The sequence below is a fragment of the Sphingobium naphthae genome, from assembly GCF_043589935.1.
Lineage (GTDB): Bacteria > Pseudomonadota > Alphaproteobacteria > Sphingomonadales > Sphingomonadaceae > Sphingobium > Sphingobium naphthae_A.
The window spans coordinates 1,980,070-2,004,081 of the sequence record NZ_CP171454.1; the positions used below are offsets into that span (position 1 = coordinate 1,980,070).

The following is a 24,012-nucleotide window of genomic DNA, read 5'->3' on the forward strand; positions in this document are numbered from 1 at the left end:
CGGCGCGATGCGATTAGACGCGGCGACGCTTGGACGGACGCACGCCATTGTGCGGGATCGGCGTGACGTCGCGGATCGAGGTGATGTGGAAGCCCACGGCCTGCAGCGCGCGCAGGGCCGATTCACGGCCCGAACCCGGGCCCTTCACTTCGACTTCCAGGGTGCGCACGCCATGTTCGGCGGCCTTGCGGCCAGCGTCTTCGGCGCAGACCTGCGCGGCGTACGGGGTCGACTTGCGGCTGCCCTTGAAGCCCATCATGCCGGCCGAGGACCAGCTGATCGCATTGCCCTGGGCATCGGTGATGGTGACCATCGTGTTGTTGAAGCTGGCGTTGACGTGCGCGACGCCGGCCGAGATGTTCTTGCGTTCGCGGCGCTTGATGCGCTGGGGTTCGCGTGCCATTTTGCTCTAATCCTACTGAAACTTTTGATGCTAGAGGCGTCTTCCCTGGGGAGAGCTGCCTCCGGCGGAGAAGAAAAGGAAATAGTCCCCCGGACTATTTCTTATTTCTTCTTGCCGGCGATCGGCTTTGCCTTGCCCTTGCGGGTGCGCGCATTGGTGTGCGTGCGCTGGCCGCGGACCGGCAGGCCCTTGCGATGACGCAGGCCGCGATAGCAGGCCAGATCCATCAGACGCTTGATGTTCATCGCGGTTTCGCGACGCAGATCGCCTTCGACGGTGTGGTCGGCGTCGATGGCTTCGCGGATCTGCAGGACTTCGGCGTCCGACAGGTCCTGAACGCGGCGGCTGTGGTCGATGCCCAGCTTGTCGGCGATGTCGACGGCGGTCTTGCGGCCGATGCCGTGGATGTAGGTGAGCGCGATGATCACGCGCTTGTTGGTCGGGATGTTAACACCCGCAATACGTGCCATGGTAATCTATTCTCCTGCTCCACAGGGCCGCTTTCGCCGCCCTATCTCAAAGCGTCCGGGCCATGCTTCCCTGGCGAGGAAAAATGGCCGATTTCCTATTCCCCTAGACGCAAAAAAGACGGCCAGTGCAGAAAGCACTGCCGCTCGCCAGCGTGTTGGGGAGGGTCGCCATTAGCGATTCGAGGGGGGCGAGTCAACCGCGCGGCCCGGTTCCATGCGGATTTCGAACAGTTTGGGCCAGTTCTTCCCAGTGACGAAGACTCGGTCGCCCGCCGCGTCATAGGCGATGCCGTTCGCGACGGCTTCGGTGTCGGTGACTCCCGCCTTGGCGCGCAGCGGCGCGAGGTCGATCCAGTCGATCACCGCCCCGCTTGCCGGGTCGATCCGCGCGACCTTCGTTTCATACCAGATATTGGCCCAGATTTCACCGCGCACATATTCCAGCTCGTTGAGCCGCTCGACCGGGCGGCCGTTCCAGGTGACGGTGATGCGCCGATCCTCGCTCAGGCTGTCGGGATCCAGAAAGCGCAGCTGCGCGGTGCCGTCGCTCATGATGAGGTGGCGGCCATCCTGCGTCAGCGCCCAGCCTTCGCCTTCATAGCGGAACTCGCCCCTGGGCGCGAAGTCGGCAAGGGTCCAGACGAAGCCGCGCCGGTGCCGCCAGGTCAGGCTGATCAGCCGGTCCTTCCAGTTGACGATGCCCTCGCCGAAATAGGGCGGATCGACGATGCGCCGCTGCAGCACCTTGCCGCTCTTGAGCGCGACCTTGCGAATGTCAGACTGGCCCTCCAGCCCCGTGCTCTCATAGAGGGCGCCGTCGAGATAGAAGAGGCCTTCGGTGAAGGCGGTCGGATCATGCGGATAGGTGTTGACCAGCGTCCAGGGCGTATCGGCCCGGGCGGGCGCGGCGACGGTCAGGATGGCGAGCAGCGCCAGCAGCGCGCGCTTCATACCGCCGCCTCGCCCGCGATCGCGGCGGCGAGCCAGTCGGGCAGCAGCGCAGGGTCCAGCCCCTCAACGCGGCGCAGCTCGATCGACAGGCCGGCGTCGGCCAGGACGGCGCGCTGGCGCTTCTCGTCCGCCTGGTCCAGCGGCACCGCAACCAGGCGGCGGCTCACCTTGTTGCGATAATGCATGCGCGCGGTATTTTCCTGCCCGACATAGCAGCCCTTGTCATAATCGACGCCGCCCAGTTCCTGCGCATTGGCTTCCAGCCAGAGGATCTGGTCCTGGCCCAGTTCCTCCACCCCTTCGAACACGCCCAGGGCAAGGCGATGGGCGCGGAAGGCGGCGGATGCGTCGCCTTCGCCGGGCGGGCCGAGCCAGCGCGCCCCCAGCGCGGGCAAGCGCGGGTCATGCGGCTTGTCCGCCGCGTCGAGCGACCAATGGACCGCCAGCGTATCGTCCCGCGCAATCGTCACCTTGCGGCGCAGGCGATAGAGGGTGAGACGTTTAACGAGCATGTCGGCCTGCGCCCCTTCGCAATCCATCAGCACGTCATCCGCGTCGGCCCACAGCACAAAATCGAACAGTGCCTTGCCCTGCGGCGAGAGCAGGCCCGACCAGCGCGGATGATCCTCCCGCAGCGTGAGCACGTCGCGCGTCAGCAACCCTTGGAGGAAGGGACGCGCCTCCTCTCCGGAAATTCGTAAGATCGCACGGTCGGTGAGGGTGGTGCCGGTCATCGGCTTTAGGTAGGACGGCGACAGGACGAAGCCAAGCCGTTCGCGCGGCGACAGCAGACAGGAATGTGCCATGACCCAGACTTTCGACATGATCCTCAAGAACGGCACCGTTCATACGCCCGGCGGCGCGGAGCAGGTCGATGTGGGCGTGCGCGGCGGCAAGGTGGCGGCGATCGGCACGAGCCTGGGCGATGCGGGCGAGGTGATCGATTGCACGGGGCTGGACGTGCTGCCCGGCTGCATCGACAGCCAGGTCCATTTCCGCGAGCCCGGGCTGGAGCATAAGGAGGATCTGGAATCGGGCAGCCGCGCTGCGGTGATGGGCGGCATCACCGCCCTCTTCGAAATGCCCAACACCAATCCCAATACCGACACCGCCGAACGGGTGCACGACAAGCTGAAGCGCGCGCATCATCGCATGTGGTGCGACCATGCCTTCTATGTCGGCGCGACCGCCGACAATGCCGAGCAGCTGAAGGAGCTGGAGCGCATTCCCGGCACGTCGGGCGTCAAGATCTTCATGGGCGCGTCGACCGGCAGCCTGCTGGTGGACGACGACGACGCGCTGTCCCGCGTGCTGGCGAGCGGGACCCGCCGCGTCGCCATCCACGCCGAGGACGAAGCGCGGATGAACGCGCGCAAGGACCTGCGCATCGAGGGCGATCCGTCGTCCCATCCGGTCTGGCGCGATGACGAAAGCGCGATGATCGCGACGAAGCGGATCATCGCGCTGGCCCGCAAGGCGCGCCGCCGCATCCACATATTGCACGTCACCACCCCGGCGGAGCTGGAATATATCGGCCAGAACAAGGACATCGCGACATGCGAGGTTACGCCGCAGCATCTGACCATGGCGGCCGAGGACGTCTATCCGCGCCTTGGCACCTATGCGCAGATGAACCCGCCGATCCGCAGCGCCGCGCATCGCGACGGGCTGTGGTTCTGGCTCAACCAGGGCGTGCCCGACGTGCTGGGCAGCGACCATGCGCCGCACACGATCGAGGAAAAGGCCAAGCCCTATCCCGCTTCGCCCAGTGGCATGCCGGGGGTGCAGACGCTCGTTCCCCTGCTGCTCAACCATGTGGCGCAGGGGCGGCTGTCGCTGCGCCGCTTCATCGAACTGACCAGCGCCGGGCCGCAGCGCGTGTTCGGTCTGGTAGGCAAGGGGCGGATCGCGGTTGGCTATGATGCCGATTTCACCGTGGTCGACCTCAAGAAACAATGGACCGTGGGCAAGGATTGGCTCGCCTCGCGCTGCGACTGGTCGCCGTTCGAGGGCGACCAGCTGACCGGCAAGGCGATCGGCACCATCATTCGCGGCCACCGCGTCATGTGGGAAGACGCGCTGGCCAATGCCGCCATCGGCGAGCCGGTGCGGTTCGAAGCGACGCAGTTCAACTGATCGCGATCCGCCGCGCGATGCGGACCGGGCGGACGGCCTGGCGCTAGGCGGCGGCGGGCCGCCGGCGCCGGGCGGCGGCGATACCGTCGCTGGCGAAGAGAATGAGGCCGATCCAGATCAGGCCGAAGCTGAGCATCTGGCCGGTGCTCAGCCTTTCGCCCAGCAACAGGATGCCGCACAGAAATTGCAGGGTCGGCGCGATATATTGCATCAGCCCCAGCGTCGACATCGGCAGCCGCTGCGCCGCCATGGCGAACAGCACCAGCGGCACGGTAGTGACGCCGCCCGACAGGATCAGCAACGAGGTGGTGGACATATCCTGGCCGAAGCCGATGCCGCCATGGCCCGCTTTCCACAGCAGATAGGCGATGGCGAGCGGCGTCAGCAGCGCCGTTTCGACGCCCAGGCCCGTCATCGGCGCCACCGGTGTCAATTTGCGCAGCAGGCCATAGAAAGCGAAGCTGAAGGCAAGCGTCAGGCTGATCCACAAGGTGGTGAGGGCCGACGCGGCCAGGATGGCGACGCCCGCCGCCGCGACCGCGATCGCCAGCAACTGGGCGCGGCGCAGCCTTTCCTTGAGCACCAGCACGCCCAGCAGCACGTTGACGAGCGGATTGAGGAAATAGCCAAGGCTGGCCGCCAGGACATGATTGTCGTTGACCGCCCAGACATAGGTCAGCCAGTTGATCGCGATCATCACCGCCGATCCCGCCAGCGGCAGCACCAGCCGGCGATTGCCCAGCGCGGCGCGGAAGGCGGGCAGCGTGCCGCGCGCGGCCAATATCGCCAGGATCAGCACCAGCGACCAGAGGACGCGCTGAGTCACGATCTCGGTCGGGTCGACATGGTGCAGCAGGCGAAAGAAGAGCGGCAGCAGCCCCCACAGCCCATAGGCGCCGATCGCGGCGAGCAGCCCGCGGCGCGCTTCGGCCTCTGCCTGCGTCAGAAAATGCCTCCGCCCAGAGCCAGGCGCAGCGCGCCGAAGGCGGCGACGAGCAGGCAGAAATATTGTCCGCTCTTCTTTGACGACATGAGGCCGATGAACGCGCCGAACAGGGCCATCGGCACCAGGATCCAGTTGAGCGCGCCCAGCAGCGGCAGCACCGCCGGGATCATGAGGATGAGGGTGACAAGACCGATGAAGCCTGACAGGATGTTGAGCATAGGTCACACATGCCGCCGAACCTGTCCCAGAGCAAGACAGGCGCCCGATGCCAGTCGATCGAAACTGGCCTTTCGCAGAAAAATCGGCGATTCACCAAAAGTCCTAACGAAAGTTTAACCTTCCCTCTTCATCGCTCATTTACGAAGGAGTGAAGAATGGCCCTGTCCCGATCCGTCTGCATCCTGTCCCTTGCGCTGGCGCTTGCCGCCTGCGGCAAGTCGGACAAGGAGGGTGAGCTTGCCGCGCTCGACGCGCAACTGACCAACAATGCCGCCGATCCGGCGCTCAAGGGCGCGCTCAACGACCCGATCCTGATCGATCCGCAACTGGTCGGCCAGGCCAATCGCGATGCCGTCCGCCCCGCCGACCGGCCCGCCAATGGCGCGTTGCCGGTGCTGAGCGGCGATGCCGGCAAGGCCCAGGCCCAAGCGGTGCGCCAGGCCGGCGGCAAGCTGCTGTCCGCGCCGGCCCCCAGCACCGGCGAGGCGATGGCGTCGACGGTGACGCTGGGCGCCGTCGCGCGCGAGCAGGCGGCCGCGCGGGGCGGCAATGCGAACTGCGCCAAGGCGCTCAACTATGGCATGGAATGGGCGCAGCGCTTGCCCGACGGGTTCCCGGTCTATCCCGGCGCGCAGCTGATGGAGGCCGCGGGCGCGCAGGCGAACGGCTGCACGCTGCGCGCCATCAGCTTCGTGACGCCGGTGCCGCGCCAGGGAGTGATGGATTATTATTACACGCTCGCCCGCCGCGCCGGCTATGATGGCGAGCATAAGATCATGGGCGGCGATCATGTGCTGGGCGGCACCCGCGCGTCCGACGGCGCGGCCTATTTCATCCTCTTCACCGACGCGCCGGGCGGCCGCACCAGCGTCGACATCATCGCCGACAAGGGACGGTAAGGTCAGCGGCCTTGCGCCTGCAGTGCTGTGGGCCGGCGGCGGGCGACACCGGTGGTCCAGGCGCACGAGACCGCATCTCTCGGCTGGAAGCTCAGGAGATACAGCATCCAGCATCGCTCGCTGGCTGACGGTCCGTCGGTGAGGCTGGAGCGATCGTGCCCATCACCAGGCACGCGCCGAAATGAAAAACGCCGCCTCCTGCACGGGACAGGAAGCGGCGATTTTCTTGGTCGGGACGAGAGGATTCGAACCTCCGACCCCCACACCCCCAGTGTGATGCGCTACCAGGCTGCGCTACGTCCCGACCGGAGGGCGCCCAATAGAGGCATGATCGCGCCGATGCAAGGGCTCAATCGCATCGGACGGCGCATGTCGTCGCAAAGCCTAATCATATTGCCTCTGCCCCCTTGTCTGTGTTAGCCGCCCGCCCTTGATCCGTGGGTGCCCGATGGCGCTCGCGACCGACAGATAACAAGGCAGTCCCACCCATGTTCATTACCCCAGCCTTTGCCCAGACCGCGGGCGGGCAAGCCTCCGGCGCCGGTATCCTGGTGCAGATGGCGCCGCTGGTCCTGATCTTCGTGGTCTTCTATTTCCTGCTCATCCGCCCGCAGCAGAAGAAGATGAAGGAGCATAAGGCCAAGATCGACGCGGTGAAGAAGGGCGATCAGGTCGTCACGGGCGGCGGCCTGGTGGGCAAGGTGGTGCGCGTGGACGACATCTATGCCGATGTCGAGCTGGCGCCCGGCATGAAGGTCAAGGCGGTCAAGGCGACGCTGACCGACGTCATCGACCCGATGACCGCCAAGCCCGCGAACGACTGAGCGGCGTCATGCTGAACTTTTCGCGCTGGGCGATCGCCGCGATCCTCCTGCCGCTCCTCATCGGCGTGCTGTGCGCCGTGCCGAGCTTCCTGCCCGATGCGACCGTCGCGAAGCTGCCCGGCTTCATGCAGACGCGCGTCAATCTGGGCCTCGACTTGGCGGGCGGCAGCCATTTGCTGCTGGAAGCCTCGACCCAGGACGTCGCCAAGCAGCGGCTCGTCAACATGGAGGAGCAGGTCCGCACCGAATTGCGCCGCGGCGATCCGCGCATCGCGATCGGCGATATTTCGAGCCGCGACGGCAAGCTGAGCTTCATGGTCCGCGATCCGGCCCAGGTCGATGCCGCGGTGGAGCGCATCCGCCCGCTCACCCAGGGCGCGGGCCTGACCGGCCAGCGCGACTTCAATGTCGAGGTGGTGAACAGCTCCACTGTCGTCATCACGCCCACCGACGCCGGCATCGACAATGCGGTCAAGAGCGCGATGGAAGTCGCCACCGAAGTGATCCGCAAGCGCATCGACGAGATGGGCACGCGCGAACCCACCATCCAGCAGCAGGGCGACAATCGCATCGTCGTCCAGGTGCCGGGCCTGCAGGATCCCAAGGCGCTCAAGGACCTGCTGGGCCAGACCGCCAAGCTGGAATTCAAGCTGGTCGACACGACCGCCAATCCGTCGGAAGTGGCGCAGGGCCGCGCGCCGGTGGGCAGCGAAGTGCTGCCCTATCCCGATAACCCGTCGGGCGTGCCGGTCATTGCGGTCAAGCGGCAGGTGATGGTGTCGGGCGAGGACCTGACCGACGCCACCCAAGGCTATGACCAGAATAACCAGGCGATCGTCAACATCCGCTTCAACGGATCGGGCGGCCGCAAGTTCGGCCAGGTGACGTCGCAGAATGTCAACCGCCCCTTCGCCATCATCCTGGACGGCCGGGTCCTGTCGGCGCCCAACATCAACGAACCGATCCTGGGCGGCAGCGCGCAGATCAGCGGCAGCTTCACCGTCGAAAGCGCCAACCAGCTCGCCATCGCGCTGCGTTCGGGCAAGCTGCCGGTCGCGCTCACCGTGGTGGAGGAACGCACGGTCGGGCCGGGCCTGGGCGCCGACTCGATCCGCGCCGGCCTCATCGCCTCGATCATCGCCGTGGTCGCCGTCGCCGCCTTCATGTTCGTGAGCTATGGCCGCTTCGGCGTCTATGCCAATATCGCCGTCGCCATCAACGTGCTGGTGATCCTGGGCGTCATGGGCATTTTGGGCGCCACGCTGACGCTGCCCGGCATCGCCGGCTTCGTGCTGACCATCGGCACCGCGGTCGACGCCAACGTGCTGATCTACGAACGCATCCGCGAGGAAAGGCGGCGCGGGCGCAACGTGGTGCAGGCGATCGAACATGGGTACAAGGAAGCCAGCCGCACCATTTTCGAAGCGAATGTGACGCACGCCATCGCCGGCGGCATCATGCTCGCGCTCGGCTCCGGACCGGTCAAGGGCTTCGCCATCGTGCTGTTGATCGGCATCGCCACCAGCGTGTTCACGGCCGTCACCTTCACGCGCCTGCTGGCCTCGCGTTGGGTCCGCGCCAAGCGCCCGACCGAAATCACGATCTGACGGGGCGGGAGAGACCAACCATGAAACTGCTCAAGCTTGTCCCCGACAACACCAATATCGGCTTCGTCGCGATGCGGAAATGGGCCTTCGCGCTCACCGCGCTGCTGACGGTGCTGGCGATCGGCGCGACCGCCTATAAGGGCCTGAACCTCGGCGTCGATTTCGTCGGCGGCCTGATGATCGAAGCCAAATTCCCGCAGGCGGTGGAAACCGACAGGGTGCGCGCGACGATCGGACGCCTGGGCGTGGGCGAAAGCTCGCTCCAGCAGTTCGGCGATCCCAAGACGGTGCAGATTCGCCTGCCGCTTCCCGAACAGGGCGGCGCGGGGGCGGCCAACGCCGTGGTCGAAAAGACCCGCAACGCGATGACGGCCCAGTTCCCGGGCGTCACCTTCTCCCGCTACGACACGGTGTCCGGCAAGGTGTCGGGCGAGCTGATCCAGAACGGCATCCTTGCGGTGATGCTGGCGGTGGTCGGCATCGCGATCTTTTCCTGGCTGCGCTACGAATGGCAGTTCGGCGTCTCGACCTTCGTGGCAATCATGCACGACGTGCTGATGACGCTGGGCTTCTTCGCCATCACGCAGCTGGAATTCGATCTCAACATCGTTGCGGCCGTGCTGACGATCGTGGGCTATTCGATCAACGACAAAATGGTGATCGACGACCGCATCCGCGAAAATATGCGCAAGTACCGCAAGATGGACATGAAGGCGCTCATCGACCTGTCGGTCAACGAAACGCTGCCGCGCACGGTGATGACGTCGCTGACCATCCTGCTGGCGCTGGGATCGCTGCTGCTGTTCGGCGGCCATGTGTTGCGCGGCTTTACCGCGGCGATGATGCTGGGCGTGATCGTGGGCACCTATTCGTCCATCTACGTGTCGTCTTCGCTGTTGATTTCGCTGGGCCTCACCCCGCAGGCGTCGGAGAAGAAGGCGGCGAAGGCGGGCCTCGCCGCCCAGGCCGAGCGCGTCGGGCCGCGCGACGACGGGGCGCGACCCTGACCGATTCGGGCATCAAGCTGCGCCGCGACGAGAGCGGCCAGGGGCCGATCGTCACCGGCTTCCAAGGGCGCGGCTTTCGCGTGCGCGACGATGTCTTCCCGGGCGGCCTGTTGCTGAGCCCGGTGCGGGCGATGGCCTGGAGCGACGCGCCGGCGGTCGATGCTCTGACGCAAGCCGCCTTGGGCGACTTGCTGGAGTTCGACCCGGCGCCCGAATTCCTGCTGCTGGGCACCGGCGCTGCCCTGCGCCAGCCGCCCCGCGCGATGGTGCGGGCGCTGGAGGAACGGGGCATCGGCGTCGAAGCGATGGACAGCCGCGCCGCCGCCCGCGCTTGGGGCGTGCTGCGCGCCGAGGAACGCTGGATCGTCGCCGCGCTGCTGCCGCTGTGACGATGGACGAGGCGCGAAGATCACAGCCATGAACCGCAGACCTTCCGCGTCCAGCGGGCATATCAAGGTTGCCGCTGCCCCGCTGCAGGAGGTTGCGGTGGAAGCAACGGTGCCCCGCAGACCATGTGGGTCGCTTTCAGAACAGGTTTTCCCCCTGCTCCCCCGGGGCGATGGACCAACGGCGTTCCTCCTCAACCCGTCTTGAGGGCAATCATCCTCCCGCTTTCGGCCGTGACGCGTTGCGGTCGCCTGCCAGGCAAAGCGGGTGCTTAGAGGGAAAGAAAAACGCGACGACGCTGTGAACTTCGCCGCCATGACCTTTCCATTCACGCGCTGCAGCGATAGCCCCGCGCCATGACCGCGCCAGCGCCAGCCCCATTCCGTCGCACCGCCGCGATTCTCTTCATTCTGGTGACGGCCCTGCTCGACGTCATGTCGATGGGCATCGTTATTCCAGTGCTGCCGCAGCTGATCGAGCGGCTGGCCGGCTCCAATGCCAGCGCGGGCATGTGGAACGGCCTCTTCGTCGCTCTCTGGGCCGGGATGCAGTTTCTCTGTTCACCGGTCATCGGCTCCCTGTCGGACCGGTTCGGGCGGCGGCCGGTCATCCTCGTCTCGGTCGCGGGCCTCGCGCTCGATTATGTGCTGATGGCGCTGGCGCCCAATCTCTGGTGGCTGGCGGCGGGCCGCATCCTCGCGGGCGTCACCTCCTCCAGCTTCACCTCCGCCTTCGCCTATATGGCCGACATCACGCCGCCCCAAGCACGCGCGCGCGGCTATGGCCTCATTGGCGCGGCGTTCAGCGCGGGCTTCGTCGCCGGCCCGCTGCTGGGCGGCGTGCTGGGCGAAATTTCGCTGCGCGCGCCCTTCTGGGTGGCGGCGGGCCTCTCTGGCCTGGCTTTCCTCTATGGGCTGGTGGTGCTGCCCGAATCGCTGGCCCCGGAAAAGCGCATGGCCTTCAGCTGGCGGCGCGCCAATCCGTTCGGGGCGCTGCGGCTGCTGCGCTCGCACCCGGAACTCTCCAGCCTCGCCGGCGTCAATTTCCTGCTCTATTTCGCCCATCACCTCTTCTCCGCCGTCTTCGTCCTCTATGCCGGCGACCGCTATGGCTGGGGGGCGTGGCAGGTGGGTACGCTGCTGGCGCTGGTCGGCCTGATGGACATGGGCGTCCAGGGCCTGCTCGTCGGCCCGGTGGTCAACCGGATCGGCGATCGGCGCACAATGGTCGTCGGCCTGTCCTTCGGCGCTCTGGGCGTCGCAGCCATGGGACTGGCGCCCAGCGGCTGGCTCTTCGTCGCCGCCATGTTCCCCAACGCGCTCTGGGGCCTTGCCATGCCGACCATCCAGTCGCTGATGACTCGCCGCGTTTCCGAAAGCGAACAGGGCCAGCTGCAGGGGGCGAACAACAGCGTCGGCGCGATCGCCGGCATCGTTTCGCCGCTCTTCTTCGGCGCCGTCTATTCACTGTCGGTGGGGCCCCGCCCCGCCCTGCCCTTCATCGGCAGCGCGTTTCTGATCGCCGCGCTGGTGCTGGCGGGGGCGGCGCTGCTCGGCGAGGCGGCGGGGCGCGGACGAGAGGATGCGCATGCGCCCTGATCGCCCCCGCGCAACTGGACAATGGTCCACTGGACGACTAACCGGGCGCGAATCCCTTCCACCGTTCGACATAAAGGCGATTCGATGACGCTGCCCCTTCAGGATAATATCCTCATCGTGGATTTCGGCAGCCAGGTGACGCAGCTCATCGCCCGGCGCGTGCGCGAAGCGGGCGTCTATTCCGAAATCGCCCCCTTCAACAATGCCGCCGAAGCCTTTGACCGGCTGAAGCCCAAGGGCATCATCCTGTCGGGCGGGCCCTCGTCGGTCATGTGGGAAGACAGCCCCCGTGCGCCCCAGGCCTTTTACGACGCCGGCATCCCGATCCTGGGCATCTGCTACGGCCAGCAAACGATGATGCAGCAGCTGGGCGGCAATGTCGAAGGCGGTGAAAGCGGCGAGTTCGGCCGCGCCTTCATCGAAGTGAAGAAGGAATGCGCCCTGTTCGACGGGCTGTGGGCGGAGGGCGAGCGCCACCAGGTGTGGATGAGCCATGGCGACAAGGTCACGAGCCTCGCGCCGGGCTTCGAAGTCGTCGCGACCAGCGAAGGCGCGCCCTATGCAATCACCGCGAATGAGGCCAAGCGCTTCTACGCCACGCAATTCCATCCCGAAGTCGTCCATACGCCCGATGGCGCCAAGCTGCTCGCCAATTTCGTGCGGCATGTCTGCGGCCTGGCGGGCGACTGGACCATGGCCGAGTTCCGCGCGACCAAGATCGCCGAAATTCGCGAGCAGGTGGGTGAAGGCCGGGTGATCTGCGGCCTGTCCGGCGGCGTGGACTCTGCCGTGGCGGCCGTCCTCATCCACGAAGCGATCGGCGACCAGCTGACCTGCGTGTTCGTCGACCATGGGCTGATGCGCCTGGGCGAGGCCGAGCAGGTCGTCAGCCTGTTCCGCGAACATTATGGCATCCGCCTAGTGCATGTGAATGCGGAGGAGCGGTTCCTGGCCGGCCTCGCCGGCCTCACCGACCCGGAAAAGAAGCGCAAGTTCATCGGCGGCGAATTCATCGCCGTGTTCGAGGAGGAAGCCGCGAAGATCGGCGGCGCCGATTTCCTGGCACAAGGCACGCTTTATCCCGACGTCATCGAAAGCGTCAGCTTCACCGGCGGCCCATCGGTAACGATCAAGTCGCACCATAATGTCGGCGGCCTGCCCGAGCGCATGAACATGAAGCTGGTCGAGCCCTTGCGCGAACTGTTCAAGGACGAAGTGCGCGTGCTGGGCAAGGAGCTGGGCCTGCCCGACATTTTCGTCGGCCGCCATCCCTTCCCCGGCCCGGGCCTCGCCATCCGCATCCCCGGCGAAGTCACCAAGGAACGCTGCGACATCTTGCGCAAGGCGGACGCCATCTATCTGGAAGAAATCCGCAGCGTCGGCCTCTACGACGCGATCTGGCAGGCCTTCGCCGTGCTGCTGCCGGTCCGCACCGTCGGCGTCATGGGCGACCACCGCACTTATGACAGCGTCTGCGCGGTGCGCGCCGTCACCTCGACCGACGGGATGACCGCCGACATCTACCCCTTCGACGCCGCCTTCCTCAGCCGCGTCGCGACCCGCATCATCAACGAGGTCAAGGGCATCAACCGCGTCGTCTACGACTATACCAGCAAGCCCCCCGGCACGATCGAGTGGGAATGAACGCCCTCCTGTTCGCAGGAACCGTCCTATCCCTCCGGCTTTCACCCTGTTGTTAGCTCGCTCGAGCAACTAGGAGCGAGCCGCCTCCGCGCGCATGAGCACGGATCATGTCGTGCAATCGCCAAGGGCGCGGCGTGATATTTTTGGCTCGATCCGGATCGCCACTAGGTGGGCCAAAGGATCTCCAGCGACGTCGCACAGCTTACCGGCAATCATGGAGGAGAGGTGCCCGACAGCTTTGGCTGTCGCAGTCACGGCCTATCATCGACCCGCAACATATCGATCAACCAAACGGGGAGGAGTCGCTTCATCGCAAGACGATGAAGCAAGAAATGGTGCCCGGGGACGGAGTCGAACCGCCGACACTGCGATTTTCAGTCGCATGCTCTACCAACTGAGCTACCCGGGCACGGGGTCTTCGGCGGGGCGTCCGCCGGATGGAGGCGTGCCTATAGGCGTCAATCCGAGGGGCTGTCCAGCCCCTCGTCGCGGTTTTTTTGCACAAAATCATCGGCCGGCGGGCCAGCGACGCGATAGCCTTCGCCCAGCCATTGCAGCAGGTCGCGGTCGCGGCAAGCAGGCCCGCAAAAAGGACGGGTTTCAGGCTGCGAGGCTGCGCCGCAGATGGGGCAGGAAGCGGGCCTAGGCGACATGGCCGGCCCATATGGTAAGCGCCGCGTCCGCCTGCAAGCGGATCGCGCCGCCCCGGCGCCGGGAGAGCTGTTCGATCCAGCCGGACTGCCCATGGAGCAGGTCGATGATCGCGGGCGCAGCCGTCAGCATCGCCGCACCGCCCGCGCCATGCCGCTCGGCCCGACGCAGCAGCGCCAGGGTGGCCGTCAACACCGGGTCTTCGCGCAGCAACTCCATCAGGTTCGCGCGTTCGCGACGACGGATGATCTGCAGGAAGCCAAAGCCGTTCACTGCCGTGCGCTCGAACGGCAGCGGCAGATATTTGTCGATCTGCGCGGCGGCGATCATGCGCTCATCCTTGTTGTTCATGGTGGGCAGGTCGATGCCGATCGAGCCGCTGAGCCCCATGCGGCGGATGGTCTGCGCCGCCAGCTTGGCGCCCTTGGGACCGAGCTGAGCGGGCGGGAGCGATCCGTCGACGTCGATCAGCAGCATGGCCGGGGTCAGATAGAGGCGCAAAGCGGCCGCTTCGGTGCCAACCTCGCCGCTGATCGCCTCCTCCATCAGTTCGCTCCACCCATGCGCCTCCAGTCGGTCCTCTTCATGCGCGGGGCAGGGGATGACGGGCGTGCCGGTGGCGCGGATGCGCTGGAGCAGGCTGGGGCCGGGATGCGGCTTGACGCCGGGCGGCGCGACGCGCGCCTTGGCACGCTTGGGCCGCCCTTCCTCCGCAATCGCCTCCCGCAGGATCTCGACCAGCACATTGGCGCCTTCGGCCAGGCGCGGCGGGATGGGCTCGAGCAGCGCTTCCTCGCCCGAGAGCAGGCGCACGATGCCACGCTTGCGGGGGATGAGGGTGGCGATCAGCCGCCCCTGCACGACGGCGCCGGCGCGGGCGGCGTCGGTATCCCGCTCCACCAGCGCCTCGACCAGCCGGCCATGTTCGATCAGCCCGGCCCGCGCCTCGCCGATACCTTCTTCATAAAGCCATTCGGCCATTGCTTGTCCTAATCGAGAGGATAGCCCGCCGCCTTGAGCAGCGCGCGGGTTTCGTAGAGCGGCAGACCCATGATCGCGCTATGGCTGCCCTGGATTGCGCGGATCAGGCCAGCCGCGCGCCCCTGGATCGCATAACCGCCCGCCTTGCCGCGCCATTCGTCGCTGGCGATATAGGCGTCGATTTCCCCGCGCTCCAGTCGCTTGAAGGTCACGATGCTGGTGGAAAGACGATGCCGGGCCGCGCCCTTGTCGTCGATCAGCGTGATGGCGCTGAACACCCGGTGGCGCCGGCCCGACAGCAGGGCGAGGCAGGCGCGCGCCTCCCCCTCCTCCTCCGTCTTGGGCAGGATACGGCGGCCAGCCGCGACGACCGTGTCGCCCGACAGGATCAGCGCGCCGGCATGGCGACCTGCGACAAGCGCGCCTTTCTCCGCCGCGACTCGCGCGGCATAAGCCGCGGGCAGTTCCGCCTTGTGCGGCGTTTCGTCGATATTGGCCGGATCGATGGCGTCGGGGACGACGCCGATCTGCCCCAGAAGGTCGCGCCGCCTGGGAGAAGCCGAAGCAAGGATGAGCCGCATCGTATCCGTGCGGCTTATTTGAAGCGGTAGGTGATCCGACCCTTGGTCAGGTCGTAGGGTGTGAGTTCGACGAGCACTTCGTCGCCCACGAGCACGCGGATGCGGTTCTTGCGCATCTTGCCGGCCGTGTGGCCGAGAATTTCGTGATCATTTTCCAGCCGCACGCGGAACATGGCGTTGGGGAGAAGCTCCACAACCTGTCCGCGCATTTCAAGCAGTTCTTCTTTGGCCATAATATCCCGGATATGCGAAAAATCGCGCCGCCATAGCGTTAAATGGTGCAAAATGAAAGTCAGGCGTGCAGGCCGAACTTTTCGCCGGCCGCATGCAGGGCCGCGAAGATCCTATCGAGCTGGGAAGCATCGAGACAATATGGCGGCATGAGATAGATGGTGTTGCCCAGCGGCCGAAGCAAGAGGCCCTTTTCCAGAAAGAAAGCGCGCAGGCGCGGCGCGAGATCGGACAGATAGCCGGCATCGCTTGCCACCAGGTCGATGGCGACGATCGTGCCCGCCTGCCGGGGGTTGGCGAAGGCGGGGCTGCGCGCAAGATCGGCGAGGCGTTCGGCCATCGCCTGGGCCAGCCGAGCGATCCGGCCCAGCACATCCTCATTCCGCCAGATCGCCAGATTGGCGGCTGCGGCGGCGCAGGCGATCGGATTGGCGGTGTAGCTGGACGAATGATAGAAAAGCCGCGCCCGGTCCGTCGAATGATGCGCTGCGAAGATCGGCGCGGTCGCCAGCGTCGCGGCCAGCGGGATGGAGCCGCCGGTAATCCCCTTCGCCACCGCCATGATGTCGGGCACGACGCCCGCTTGCTCGCAGGCGAACAGCGTCCCGGTCCTGCCCCAGCCGGTCATCACTTCATCAGCGATGAAAAGGACGCCGTGCCGACGGCAGATCGCCGCCATGGCGCGAAGCAGGTCGGCGGAATAGACGAACATGCCGCCGGCCCCCAGCACCAGCGGCTCGACGATGAAGGCGGCCGGGGCTTGGGCGCAAGCCGCCTCCAGCGCGTTGAGGCACTCCTGTTCGCGACCAGTCGCCGGGAAGGGGATGGTACCGACGTCGAACAGCAAAGGCGTCCAGGCCGCGTTATAGACACCCCGTTCCCCGACCGACATCGTGCCGATCGTATCGCCATGATAGCTATGTTCCAGCACGAGGATGCGGCTGCGTGCGTCGGCCAGTCCGTCCAGCGCCAGATTATGCCAGTAACCCAGCGCCATCTTGAGCGCGACCTCGACCGCAGTCGACCCGCTGTCGGAATAGAAGACATGCGCCAGGTCCGGCTGGTCGGCTGCGCGCGGCGCCAGCGCGATCAGTCCCCGCGCCACCTCTTCGGCGGGGGCATGAGTGTAGCCGGCGAAAATAAGCTGGTCGAGCGTGGCGGCCTGCTGCGCGATCGCGGCGGCGATGCGCGGGTGGCAATGGCCATGCGTCGTGACCCACCAGCTGGAAATGGCGTCGATCAGCGTCGAGCCATCCGCCAAATGGAGCAGCGCGCCTTCGGCGCTTACGACATGCGGGATCGGCTCGTTGAGACCATGCTGGGTGAAGGGATGCCAGACGGGAGAAGTCATGGCCCCGTTTCTTAGGGAAGCGCCGCGCGAAAGACTATCGCGTCTTGGCCTCGGGCTCCGCCGCCTGCGGTGTGACCGGCGGGGGCACGACCACGGTCGGCAGGGCGACGATCACCTCGACCCGGCGGTTTTTGGCCTGGCCTTCGGGATCGTCGCTGCCATCGGGTTTCACATTGGGCGCGAGCGGCCGGCCCTCGCCGATCGCGATCAGGCTGATCCGGTCCTTGGCCACGCCCTTTTCGATCAGATAGTCGCGCACCAGCTCTGCGCGGATGCGCGACGCGACCTTGTTGTCGCCGTCGGCCCCGCGCGAATCGCTGTGGCCGCGCAGGGTGATCGGCCCGCCCGCCGCCATGGCCGGCGTCGCGATCAGCGCGTCGAGCGATTCGCGCGCCGCATCATCCAGCTTCATCGGCGTCGCGACGAACCCGATTACCGCCTCGGCGGGCTCGATCCGGGGCGGTTCCTCGGGCTCGGCCACTTCCGGGCGCAGGATCGACCGGGCCGGCTCCGCGCCATTGTCGCTGACTTTGGCCATGTTCGCATTGGCGGCATTGTCGGCATCCATGGTCGCATTGGCTGCGGCATTGCGGGCCTCGGGCGGTTCACAGGCCGAAAGCGCACACAGCAGCAGCATGGCCGGGGCCAGTCTCGTCATTCTTCCTCTCCTTTCGGCCTGGGCTTGGTGGGCGGCACATAGGACAGGATGGTGTCGCCCGGTTGCGGCGTGGGCCGCGACGCATGGGTGAAGAAGCGCAGCGCACCATTCTTGCGCAACAGCAGCAGCATGTCGCCCCCTTCGGCGAGCGAGGCCTTCGCCGCTTCAAAATCGAACTGCTCGCTGATGCGGGTCTTGCGGAACGTCCAGCCCTGCTCCTCGCGCTGGATGATGTCCTCCACGCCATGGCCGGCGGAAAAGAGCGCGCGCCCGCGCAGCGATTCAGGCAAGGCGCGCGGGTCCTCGTCATTGCTCGCGTCGCCCAGCTGATAGACATTGTCGCGGCCGATCTCCGGCGCGAATTCGGTGCAGACCAGCGCATTATAGGCTTCATTGTCGGTCGTGGCGGCCAGCACCTGAAACTGGGTCAGGTCCAGCCTTTCGTCCGTGGCCTCCGACAAGATCTCGCCATGATAGGTGGGAATGCCGGCATGGCGGGCCGGCGACAGGCGCTGCCAGCTATTGTCGGCGATCGTCACCGGCACCTCCAGCTGGCGCAACTGGGTCGCCAGCTCCAGGCTGAAGGGCGTGGCGCCGACGACCAGAAGCCCGCGCTCGGAAGCGCCCGTGACCTTGAGCAACCGCGCGACCGGGCGGATCGAAAAGCCGTGGAACAGGATCGTCGCCACCACAACAGCGAAGGACAGCGTCACCAGGATCGACCCGTCGCTATAGCCGAGCCGATCGAGCCGCAGCGCGAACAGGCCCGAGATCGCCACGGCGACGATACCGCGCGGCGCGATCCATGCGACCAGCAGTCGCTCATTCCAGGGCACTGGCGTGAAGGCGAGGCTGAGCAGCACCGTGGCGGGCCGCACCAGGAACAGCAGCACCAGCAGAAAGGCCAGGAAGCGCCATTCAAACTGGCGCAGCACGTCGAAGTCCAGCGAGGCCGACAGGATGACGAACACGCCCGAGATCAGGAGAACGGTGACATTTTCCTTGAACGGCTGAATGTCGCGCAGCGAATCCAGGCGCATATTGGCGAGCGCCACACCCATCACCGTGACCGCCAACAGTCCCGTTTCCTGCTGGATCGCGTTGGAAAGGACGAAGACGCCGATCACGGCGACCAGCAGGACCGGCGCCTTGAGGAATTCCGGCACATGGCCGCGCGGGAAGGCCCAGCCAAGCGCCCGCGCCGCGAGCCAGCCGATCAGCCCGGCGACGACCGCCGCGGCAACCAGCGCGAAGATCACCGACGCCAGCGTCCCGCCTTCGCCAGCGCGGCGCAGATATTCATAAGTGACGACGCCGAGCAGGGCGCCGACCGGATCATTGACGATCGCTTCCCATTTCAGGATGGCGCGCGGGCGAGCCGCGACATTGGACTGGCGCAGCAGCGGCAAGACCACCGTCGGCCCGGTGACGACCAATATGCCTGCAAAAAGGATCGCGACCGGCCAAACCAGGCCCGCCACATAGAAGCAGGCGAGCGCCCCCAATACCCATCCGATCGGAGCGCCCAGCAGCACCAGCCGAGCGACGGCGCCGTCGGTCTTGCGCAATTCTCGGAAATTGAGGCTCAATCCGCCTTCGAACAGGATCAGCGCCACAGCGACCGACACCATTGGTTCCAGCAGGTCGCCGAATACATGTTCTGGATTGATGAGATGCAGCACCGGGCCGCTAATCACGCCGGCCGCCAGCATGAGCGCGATGGCGGGCCAGCCCGTGCGCCAGGCGATCCACTGGGCGCCGATGCCGAAGATACCGATCAGCGCAATGGAGAGGGCCTGGTCATGCATGGCCCCGAGCATAATCAGACTGGAGCGACCACGTCACCCAAGATATTTTGCAGGGGCCGGGGAACCATCGCAGGCTTCAGACACGCGAAGAAGCGGCCTCCTTGCGGAAACCGCCTCCGTCCTTCGTAACGCGCGCTCTTACTGCGGCGGCTGGGCCGGGTCGGCGGGCTGCGCCGGCGCTGCAGACTGGGGCGCGGCGGGCGCAGCCGGCGCGGACGCCTGGATACGCTGCTGAAGCGCCGGGTCAGCGGCAGCCGCCTGACCGATCTGATTGAACTTTTCGGGCGGGAGCCCCGAGGACTGGACGGCGGCCAGCATCTTGGGCTGCTTTTCCGCGGCTGCGATCGTGCTGTCTTGCTGAATTTTCGTGACTTCCACGGCGGCGGCGGCGAACTGCTTGATCTCGGCATCGCTGAAGTTGCTCGCGCCCGCAACCGGGGCCGGCGTAGCCGCGGCAGGTGCCGCGGGCTCCACAGGTGCGGCCGGGCTGGTCTGCGCATAGAGCGGCGTGGTGGCGAATAGCGCGGCCGAAACCAGACCCGCTTTCATGATATGGGAATTGATCAGACCCGTCATGTTTGTCTCCTCTGTACTGCTACCCAATCAAGATGGATAAGCCGCAGTCACAGGAGAAGAGGCTTTTGGGTGAATCGAGCCGTTACAGGGACGACTGCCGGGTTCCATTCAGCTGGTCTTTTTTGTCTAACGGCCTGCCGGCCGCGCCACTGGCAAGGGGCTGGCCAATAGCCTTGGCCAGCCCCCTATTTCTTACCAGATCTTCACACGATTCTCTGGCGCGAGGTAGATTTTCCCGCCAGGTGCCGGCTTGAACGCATCATACCAGGCATCGAAATTGCGCACGATGTCGGCGCGATATTGCGACGGGGCGTGCGGATCGGTGACCAGCCGCTGGCGCAGATTGGCTTCGCGATAGTTACGCCGCCACACCTGCGCCCAGCCCAGGAAGAAGCGCTGGTCGCCGGTCGTGCCGTCGATGACAGGCGCCTTCTTACCCTTGAGCGATGCATGATAGGCATCGAGCGCCACCGCCAGGCCGCCAAGATCGCCGATATTTTCGCCCATGGTGAAGGCGCCCTTCACATGAACGCCGGGGAAAGGCTCATAGGCATCATATTGCGCGCCCAGCTTGCCGGTGAGCGCCTTGAAGTTCGCGACGTCCTGATCGGTCCACCACTGGTTGAGCTTGCCGGTCTCATCATATTTCGCGCCCTGATCGTCGAAATGATGGCTGAGTTCATGGCCGATCACAGCGCCGATGCCGCCATAATTGACCGCCGGGTCGGCATGTGGATCGAAGAAGGGCGGCTGCAGGATCGCTGCGGGGAAGACGATCTCCACCATGCCGAAATTGGCATAAGCGTTGATCTCCATCGGCGTCATGCCCCATTCCCAGCGATAGATGGGCTTGCCGAGCTTGCCGACATTATAGTCGAATTCAAAAGCATTGGAGCGCATCGCATTGCCGAGTAGATCGTCGCGCTTGATCTCCAGCCCTCCATAATCGCGCCATTTGTCGGGGTAGCCGATCTTGGGCGTGAAGGCGGCCAGCTTCTTGTGCGCGCGCGCCTTGGCCGTGTCGCTCATCCAGGGCAGCGCGTCGATGCGCCGACCCATGGCGGCGAGCACATTCTTGACCAGTTCGTCCATCGCCGCCTTGGTTTCAGGCGGGAAATATTTGGCGACGTAAATCTTGCCGACTTCCTCGCCCAGCGATTCCTTGAGGAAGGTGACGCCGCGCTTCCAGCGCTCCTCGCGTTCGGGCGTGCCCGACAGGGTGGTGCCGTAAAAGGCGAAATCGGCGTCGGCGACCGTATCGGGCAGATAATCGGCATAAGCGTGCAGGCTGGACAGCAGCAGCCCGTCCTTGAGCACCTGGATCGGCGCCTTGGCGATCAGCGCCGCTTCGCCCGTGACAGCGCTCGGCTGCGCCACCAGCAGGCTGGCCGGCTTCAGATTGTTGGCGGCATAATAGCCGGCAAAGTCGAAACCGGGCGCCGCCTGCTCCAGCTGCGCCAGCGTCATCTTGTTATAGGTCTTGTCGGCGTCACGGCTGTCGATCTGGGTCCAGTGAACCTTGGCGATCTCCGTTTCGAACGCCATCAGCGCGGCGGCGCGCGCCTTGGCGTTGCTTTCGCCCGCCAGGGTGAGCATCTTTTCCAGATGAGCGACATAGGCGGTGCGGATCGCGGCCATCTTCTCGCTCTGGTCGAGATAATAGTCGCGATCGGGCAGGCCCAGGCCGCCCTGCATCATCGAGAGGATATAGGTTTCGGGGTCCTTGTCATCCTGGCCGACATAGAAGCGGAAGGGCCCGCGAATGCCGGCGCGGGCGGCCTTGGCCGCGACCTTGGCGTAGCCGGCATGGTCCTTCACCGCGTCGATCTCGGCGATCCAGGGCTTGATCGGCGCTATGCCCTTCGCTTCGACCGTCGCCTTGTCCATATAGGCGGCATAGGCGTTGCCGATCTTGCTGGCAGGATCGCCTTGCGCGGCTTCGAGGATGCCCTTGGTCCGCTCGCGCGACAGGTCGTCCAGAATGTTGAACGCGCCATAGTTGGATTTGTCGGCGGGGATCGGCGTGTTCTTCGCCCAGGTGCCATTGGCATAGTCGTAGAAGTCGTCGCCCGGCTTTACCGACTTGTCCATGCCGCTTTCGTCAAAGCCGTAGCTGCCATAAGTGGGCTTGGCGGCGGTCGTGGCGGCGGCGGGGGTCGCCGCCTGATCGGCATGGGCCACGGTCGCGGCCAGGGCGAGCGCGCTGGCGGCGGCGCCCAAGAGGAGTTTGTTCATCAAAGCGTCCCTTGCTTGCAATCGACCGGGCGCGCTTTTGGCACAGCCGGCATGAGCGGGACTTGAACGCCCGTGCAACAGGCTTGTCCATGTCGTTGGTCGAAAATTATGGCAGGTTGATGTGCGCCGCGAAGGCGCGCGCCAGCGTTTCTGGTTCCAACGGCGCGAGCAACGGCAGTCGACCGAGCATGGGCACGTCGCCCAGCAGCGGGACGATCCGTTCATTTTCCGCATGGGGATCACCGATGAAGGCGATGCCGGCCACCGGGACGCCGCGCCCGCGCAGCGCTTCGATGCTGAGCAGGCTGTGGTTGATCGTGCCCAGCGCGGTCCGCGCGCACAGGATCACCGGCTGCCCCCAATGAGCGAATAGGTCGATCATCAGCAGCGACTCGCTGATCGGCACCATCAGGCCGCCTGCCCCTTCGACCACCAGCGGACCATCGACCTGCGGCAGCGCAAGGCGGTCCAGGCTGATGTCGACCCCGTCGATCCGCGCGGCAAGGTGCGGCGACGCCGGCGTGGCGAGGCGATAGGCTTCAGGCAGGATGCGGCTGGCCGGCAGGCTCGAAAGCGCGGCAACGCTCTCCTTGTCGCCCTCCGGATCGACGCCGGCCTGGATCGGCTTCCAATAATGCGCGTCCAGCGCGCCGGCGAGCCCCGCCGAAAAGACGGTCTTGCCGATGCCGGTGTCGGTCCCGGTGACGACCAGAACCGTCATTTCACCAGGCTCCGCAGCGCGTCGCCCAGCGCCAGCACGTCGTTGCGCCCGACATTGAGGCTGAGCGAAACGCGCAGGCGGCTGGTGCCGGCCGGCACGGTCGGCGGCCGGATGCCGCGCACGTCGAAGCCGGCCTCCTGCAAGGCGGCGGCCGTTCCCATGGTGCGGGCGTCCTCGTTCAGGATGACGGGGATGATCTGGCTGCGCGGGCGCGGCAGGCCGAGCGGGGCGCAGATCGCCTCCGCCGCATCCTGGCGCAGTGTCGCGAGCCGATCGCGCCGATTGTCCGCCGCCTCGATCCGGTCCAGCGCGGCGGCGGCTGCGACGGCCATCAGCGGCGACGGCGCGGTCGAATAGATGAAGGGACGCGCGCGATTGACGAGATAATCGATCATCAGGCGCGGACCGCAGATCAGCGCGCCTTCAGCCCCCATCGCCTTGCCACAGGTATGGAGCGTGACGACATTGTGCAGCCCGTCGAGCCCGGCCGACAAGCCCCGGCCGCCCGGCCCGAAGACGCCGGTGCCATGCGCCTCGTCCAGCAGCAGCATCGCATCGTGCCGCGCCGCGAGCTTGGCAAGATCGGCCAGCGACGCCATGTCGCCGTCCATCGAATAGAGGGTTTCCACCGCGATCCACACGCGGCCCTTGCCCCCCTCGGCGCGGAAGGCGGCGATCAGGTCGGCAATGCTCTGCACGTCATTGTGCCGGGCGAAGACAGCCGTGGCCTTGCTCATCCGGATGCCGTCATGGACGCTGGCGTGGATCAGCTCGTCCGCAACGATCAGGTCGCCGCGCTGCGGCAGGGTGGAAAAAAGCGCGAGATTGGCGACATAGCCATTGGCCAGGAACAAGGCAGCCTGGGTGCGGAAGAAATCGGCGGCCTTGGCTTCCAGCCCTTCATGTTCGGGCGCATTGCCGCGCAGCAGGCGCGACCCGCCCGACCCCAGGGGCACGCCCCGCGCGACCGCGTCTGCCACCGCTTGCGCGATCATCGGATCGCCGGCGAGGCCCAGATAGTCGTTGGAGGCGAAATCGCGCCCGGCACGCGGAGAAAGACGGCGCAGCCGCCCGCGCTGCTCCAGCGCCGCAAGCTGAGACCGGAAGGGTTCGGCAGTCATGGCGCGG

Annotated in this window: 25 protein-coding genes and 2 tRNA genes; 8 read left to right on the forward strand and 19 right to left on the reverse strand. The window is 66.1% G+C overall.

Annotated elements, in window-relative coordinates:
* Positions 1 to 13 precede the first annotated feature (13 nt).
* From rpsK to ACGGKE_RS09810, 4 genes are all read right to left on the reverse strand, one after another.
* A complete protein-coding gene (gene rpsK / locus ACGGKE_RS09795; RefSeq protein WP_004208752.1) occupies positions 14 to 403 on the reverse strand; it encodes a 30S ribosomal protein S11 in 390 nt (129 codons plus the stop codon).
* A 101-nt stretch (positions 404 to 504) separates the two neighbouring features.
* Positions 505 to 873 (reverse strand): 30S ribosomal protein S13, encoded by a 369-nt coding sequence (gene rpsM, locus ACGGKE_RS09800; protein ID WP_025552414.1) that lies wholly within the window; start codon positions 871 to 873, stop codon positions 505 to 507.
* Positions 874 to 1,044: 171 nt separating this feature from the next.
* Positions 1,045 to 1,824 carry a glutaminyl-peptide cyclotransferase gene (locus ACGGKE_RS09805; RefSeq protein WP_394437399.1) on the reverse strand — a complete coding sequence of 260 codons (780 nt, stop codon included), beginning with the start codon at positions 1,822 to 1,824 and terminating at the stop codon, positions 1,045 to 1,047.
* Positions 1,821 to 2,558: a YgfZ/GcvT domain-containing protein gene (locus ACGGKE_RS09810; RefSeq protein ID WP_394441877.1), complete on the reverse strand. Its 738-nt coding sequence runs from the start codon at positions 2,556 to 2,558 to the stop codon at positions 1,821 to 1,823. Before ACGGKE_RS09810 ends, ACGGKE_RS09805 begins: the two co-directional genes overlap by 4 nt.
* A gap of 70 nt (positions 2,559 to 2,628) precedes the next feature.
* Between ACGGKE_RS09810 and ACGGKE_RS09815 the strand changes: the two genes are divergently transcribed.
* Positions 2,629 to 3,960, forward strand: coding sequence for a dihydroorotase (locus tag ACGGKE_RS09815; RefSeq protein WP_394437401.1), 1,332 nt, complete (start codon positions 2,629 to 2,631; stop codon positions 3,958 to 3,960).
* A 43-nt stretch (positions 3,961 to 4,003) separates the two neighbouring features.
* Here the strand turns inward: ACGGKE_RS09815 and rarD are convergent, their stop codons facing one another.
* Both rarD and ACGGKE_RS09825 read right to left on the reverse strand, forming a co-directional pair.
* Positions 4,004 to 4,906 (reverse strand): EamA family transporter RarD, encoded by a 903-nt coding sequence (rarD, locus tag ACGGKE_RS09820; RefSeq protein ID WP_394441880.1) that lies wholly within the window; start codon positions 4,904 to 4,906, stop codon positions 4,004 to 4,006.
* The gene (locus ACGGKE_RS09825; RefSeq protein ID WP_228165053.1) at positions 4,903 to 5,124 is read right to left on the reverse strand and encodes a hypothetical protein; all 222 of its coding nucleotides are present in this window, start codon (positions 5,122 to 5,124) and stop codon (positions 4,903 to 4,905) included. Before ACGGKE_RS09825 ends, rarD begins: the two co-directional genes overlap by 4 nt.
* Before the next feature lie 156 nt (positions 5,125 to 5,280).
* Here ACGGKE_RS09825 and ACGGKE_RS09830 point away from each other — a divergent pair, with 156 nt between their 5' ends.
* On the forward strand, positions 5,281 to 6,024 hold the full coding sequence (locus ACGGKE_RS09830; RefSeq protein WP_394437403.1) for a hypothetical protein: 744 nt from the start codon (positions 5,281 to 5,283) through the stop codon (positions 6,022 to 6,024).
* Positions 6,025 to 6,251: 227 nt separating this feature from the next.
* Here ACGGKE_RS09830 and ACGGKE_RS09835 read toward each other — a convergent pair.
* Positions 6,252 to 6,328 (reverse strand) — tRNA-Pro (locus ACGGKE_RS09835).
* A 184-nt stretch (positions 6,329 to 6,512) separates the two neighbouring features.
* Here ACGGKE_RS09835 and yajC point away from each other — a divergent pair.
* The 6 genes from yajC (at position 6,513) to guaA (ending at position 13,091) form a co-directional block, all read left to right on the forward strand.
* Complete coding sequence (yajC, locus tag ACGGKE_RS09840) at positions 6,513 to 6,848, forward strand: preprotein translocase subunit YajC (RefSeq protein ID WP_228164896.1); 336 nt, start codon at positions 6,513 to 6,515, stop codon at positions 6,846 to 6,848.
* 8 nt (positions 6,849 to 6,856) lie between these two features.
* Entirely contained in the window at positions 6,857 to 8,455 is a 1,599-nt protein-coding gene (secD, locus tag ACGGKE_RS09845) for a protein translocase subunit SecD (RefSeq protein WP_394437406.1), read from the forward strand.
* Between the two features lie 20 nt (positions 8,456 to 8,475).
* Positions 8,476 to 9,462, forward strand: coding sequence for a protein translocase subunit SecF (gene secF, locus ACGGKE_RS09850; protein WP_394437408.1), 987 nt, complete (start codon positions 8,476 to 8,478; stop codon positions 9,460 to 9,462).
* Between the two features lie 47 nt (positions 9,463 to 9,509).
* A complete protein-coding gene (locus ACGGKE_RS09855) occupies positions 9,510 to 9,851 on the forward strand; it encodes an Mth938-like domain-containing protein (RefSeq protein ID WP_394441883.1) in 342 nt (113 codons plus the stop codon).
* 354 nt (positions 9,852 to 10,205) lie between these two features.
* Positions 10,206 to 11,447 carry a TCR/Tet family MFS transporter gene (locus ACGGKE_RS09860; RefSeq protein WP_394437410.1) on the forward strand — a complete coding sequence of 414 codons (1,242 nt, stop codon included), beginning with the start codon at positions 10,206 to 10,208 and terminating at the stop codon, positions 11,445 to 11,447.
* Positions 11,448 to 11,531: 84 nt separating this feature from the next.
* Positions 11,532 to 13,091, forward strand: coding sequence for a glutamine-hydrolyzing GMP synthase (gene guaA, locus ACGGKE_RS09865; protein ID WP_394437412.1), 1,560 nt, complete (start codon positions 11,532 to 11,534; stop codon positions 13,089 to 13,091).
* A 333-nt stretch (positions 13,092 to 13,424) separates the two neighbouring features.
* Here guaA and ACGGKE_RS09870 read toward each other — a convergent pair.
* The 12 genes from ACGGKE_RS09870 to ACGGKE_RS09925 all read right to left on the reverse strand — a co-directional run bounded on the left by ACGGKE_RS09870 (position 13,425) and on the right by ACGGKE_RS09925 (position 24,005).
* A tRNA-Phe gene (locus ACGGKE_RS09870) sits at positions 13,425 to 13,500 on the reverse strand.
* Between the two features lie 49 nt (positions 13,501 to 13,549).
* Entirely contained in the window at positions 13,550 to 13,744 is a 195-nt protein-coding gene (locus ACGGKE_RS09875) for a DNA gyrase inhibitor YacG (protein ID WP_394437414.1), read from the reverse strand.
* On the reverse strand, positions 13,734 to 14,723 hold the full coding sequence (locus tag ACGGKE_RS09880; RefSeq protein WP_394437416.1) for a ribonuclease: 990 nt from the start codon (positions 14,721 to 14,723) through the stop codon (positions 13,734 to 13,736). The genes ACGGKE_RS09875 and ACGGKE_RS09880 overlap by 11 nt, the downstream gene beginning before the upstream one ends.
* An 8-nt stretch (positions 14,724 to 14,731) precedes the next feature.
* Positions 14,732 to 15,304, reverse strand: coding sequence for a Maf family protein (locus ACGGKE_RS09885; protein ID WP_394437418.1), 573 nt, complete (start codon positions 15,302 to 15,304; stop codon positions 14,732 to 14,734).
* 14 nt (positions 15,305 to 15,318) lie between these two features.
* The gene (gene infA, locus ACGGKE_RS09890) at positions 15,319 to 15,537 is read right to left on the reverse strand and encodes a translation initiation factor IF-1 (protein ID WP_003049127.1); all 219 of its coding nucleotides are present in this window, start codon (positions 15,535 to 15,537) and stop codon (positions 15,319 to 15,321) included.
* Between the two features lie 59 nt (positions 15,538 to 15,596).
* Positions 15,597 to 16,886 (reverse strand): adenosylmethionine--8-amino-7-oxononanoate transaminase, encoded by a 1,290-nt coding sequence (locus ACGGKE_RS09895; RefSeq protein WP_394437421.1) that lies wholly within the window; start codon positions 16,884 to 16,886, stop codon positions 15,597 to 15,599.
* 34 nt (positions 16,887 to 16,920) lie between these two features.
* The gene (locus ACGGKE_RS09900; protein ID WP_394437423.1) at positions 16,921 to 17,544 is read right to left on the reverse strand and encodes an OmpA family protein; all 624 of its coding nucleotides are present in this window, start codon (positions 17,542 to 17,544) and stop codon (positions 16,921 to 16,923) included.
* Positions 17,541 to 19,364 carry a cation:proton antiporter gene (locus ACGGKE_RS09905; RefSeq protein ID WP_394437426.1) on the reverse strand — a complete coding sequence of 608 codons (1,824 nt, stop codon included), beginning with the start codon at positions 19,362 to 19,364 and terminating at the stop codon, positions 17,541 to 17,543. Before ACGGKE_RS09905 ends, ACGGKE_RS09900 begins: the two co-directional genes overlap by 4 nt.
* Positions 19,365 to 19,490: 126 nt before the next feature.
* Positions 19,491 to 19,928 (reverse strand): DUF4168 domain-containing protein, encoded by a 438-nt coding sequence (locus ACGGKE_RS09910; protein WP_394437428.1) that lies wholly within the window; start codon positions 19,926 to 19,928, stop codon positions 19,491 to 19,493.
* A gap of 192 nt (positions 19,929 to 20,120) precedes the next feature.
* Positions 20,121 to 22,163: a M13 family metallopeptidase gene (locus ACGGKE_RS09915; protein WP_394437430.1), complete on the reverse strand. Its 2,043-nt coding sequence runs from the start codon at positions 22,161 to 22,163 to the stop codon at positions 20,121 to 20,123.
* 106 nt (positions 22,164 to 22,269) lie between these two features.
* Positions 22,270 to 22,884 carry a dethiobiotin synthase gene (gene bioD, locus ACGGKE_RS09920; protein ID WP_394437432.1) on the reverse strand — a complete coding sequence of 205 codons (615 nt, stop codon included), beginning with the start codon at positions 22,882 to 22,884 and terminating at the stop codon, positions 22,270 to 22,272.
* A complete protein-coding gene (locus ACGGKE_RS09925) occupies positions 22,881 to 24,005 on the reverse strand; it encodes an 8-amino-7-oxononanoate synthase (RefSeq protein WP_394437434.1) in 1,125 nt (374 codons plus the stop codon). Before ACGGKE_RS09925 ends, bioD begins: the two co-directional genes overlap by 4 nt.
* Positions 24,006 to 24,012 lie beyond the last annotated feature (7 nt).

Excerpts from the sequence above, each read along its gene's own strand:
- rpsK (WP_004208752.1), bottom strand. The coding sequence starts at position 403 with ATGGCACGCGAACCCCAGCGCATCAAGCGCCGCGAACGCAAGAACATC.
- rpsM (WP_025552414.1), bottom strand. The coding sequence starts at position 873 with ATGGCACGTATTGCGGGTGTTAACATCCCGACCAACAAGCGCGTGATC.
- ACGGKE_RS09805 (WP_394437399.1), bottom strand. The coding sequence starts at position 1,824 with ATGAAGCGCGCGCTGCTGGCGCTGCTCGCCATCCTGACCGTCGCCGCG.
- ACGGKE_RS09810 (WP_394441877.1), bottom strand. The coding sequence starts at position 2,558 with ATGACCGGCACCACCCTCACCGACCGTGCGATCTTACGAATTTCCGGA.
- ACGGKE_RS09815 (WP_394437401.1), top strand. The coding sequence starts at position 2,629 with ATGACCCAGACTTTCGACATGATCCTCAAGAACGGCACCGTTCATACG.
- ACGGKE_RS09825 (WP_228165053.1), bottom strand. The coding sequence starts at position 5,124 with ATGCTCAACATCCTGTCAGGCTTCATCGGTCTTGTCACCCTCATCCTC.
- ACGGKE_RS09830 (WP_394437403.1), top strand. The coding sequence starts at position 5,281 with ATGGCCCTGTCCCGATCCGTCTGCATCCTGTCCCTTGCGCTGGCGCTT.
- yajC (WP_228164896.1), top strand. The coding sequence starts at position 6,513 with ATGTTCATTACCCCAGCCTTTGCCCAGACCGCGGGCGGGCAAGCCTCC.
- secD (WP_394437406.1), top strand. The coding sequence starts at position 6,857 with ATGCTGAACTTTTCGCGCTGGGCGATCGCCGCGATCCTCCTGCCGCTC.
- secF (WP_394437408.1), top strand. The coding sequence starts at position 8,476 with ATGAAACTGCTCAAGCTTGTCCCCGACAACACCAATATCGGCTTCGTC.
- ACGGKE_RS09860 (WP_394437410.1), top strand. The coding sequence starts at position 10,206 with ATGACCGCGCCAGCGCCAGCCCCATTCCGTCGCACCGCCGCGATTCTC.
- guaA (WP_394437412.1), top strand. The coding sequence starts at position 11,532 with ATGACGCTGCCCCTTCAGGATAATATCCTCATCGTGGATTTCGGCAGC.
- ACGGKE_RS09875 (WP_394437414.1), bottom strand. The coding sequence starts at position 13,744 with ATGTCGCCTAGGCCCGCTTCCTGCCCCATCTGCGGCGCAGCCTCGCAG.
- ACGGKE_RS09880 (WP_394437416.1), bottom strand. The coding sequence starts at position 14,723 with ATGGCCGAATGGCTTTATGAAGAAGGTATCGGCGAGGCGCGGGCCGGG.
- ACGGKE_RS09885 (WP_394437418.1), bottom strand. The coding sequence starts at position 15,304 with ATGCGGCTCATCCTTGCTTCGGCTTCTCCCAGGCGGCGCGACCTTCTG.
- infA (WP_003049127.1), bottom strand. The coding sequence starts at position 15,537 with ATGGCCAAAGAAGAACTGCTTGAAATGCGCGGACAGGTTGTGGAGCTT.
- ACGGKE_RS09895 (WP_394437421.1), bottom strand. The coding sequence starts at position 16,886 with ATGACTTCTCCCGTCTGGCATCCCTTCACCCAGCATGGTCTCAACGAG.
- ACGGKE_RS09900 (WP_394437423.1), bottom strand. The coding sequence starts at position 17,544 with ATGACGAGACTGGCCCCGGCCATGCTGCTGCTGTGTGCGCTTTCGGCC.
- ACGGKE_RS09905 (WP_394437426.1), bottom strand. The coding sequence starts at position 19,364 with ATGCTCGGGGCCATGCATGACCAGGCCCTCTCCATTGCGCTGATCGGT.
- ACGGKE_RS09910 (WP_394437428.1), bottom strand. The coding sequence starts at position 19,928 with ATGACGGGTCTGATCAATTCCCATATCATGAAAGCGGGTCTGGTTTCG.
- ACGGKE_RS09915 (WP_394437430.1), bottom strand. The coding sequence starts at position 22,163 with ATGAACAAACTCCTCTTGGGCGCCGCCGCCAGCGCGCTCGCCCTGGCC.
- bioD (WP_394437432.1), bottom strand. The coding sequence starts at position 22,884 with ATGACGGTTCTGGTCGTCACCGGGACCGACACCGGCATCGGCAAGACC.
- ACGGKE_RS09925 (WP_394437434.1), bottom strand. The coding sequence starts at position 24,005 with ATGACTGCCGAACCCTTCCGGTCTCAGCTTGCGGCGCTGGAGCAGCGC.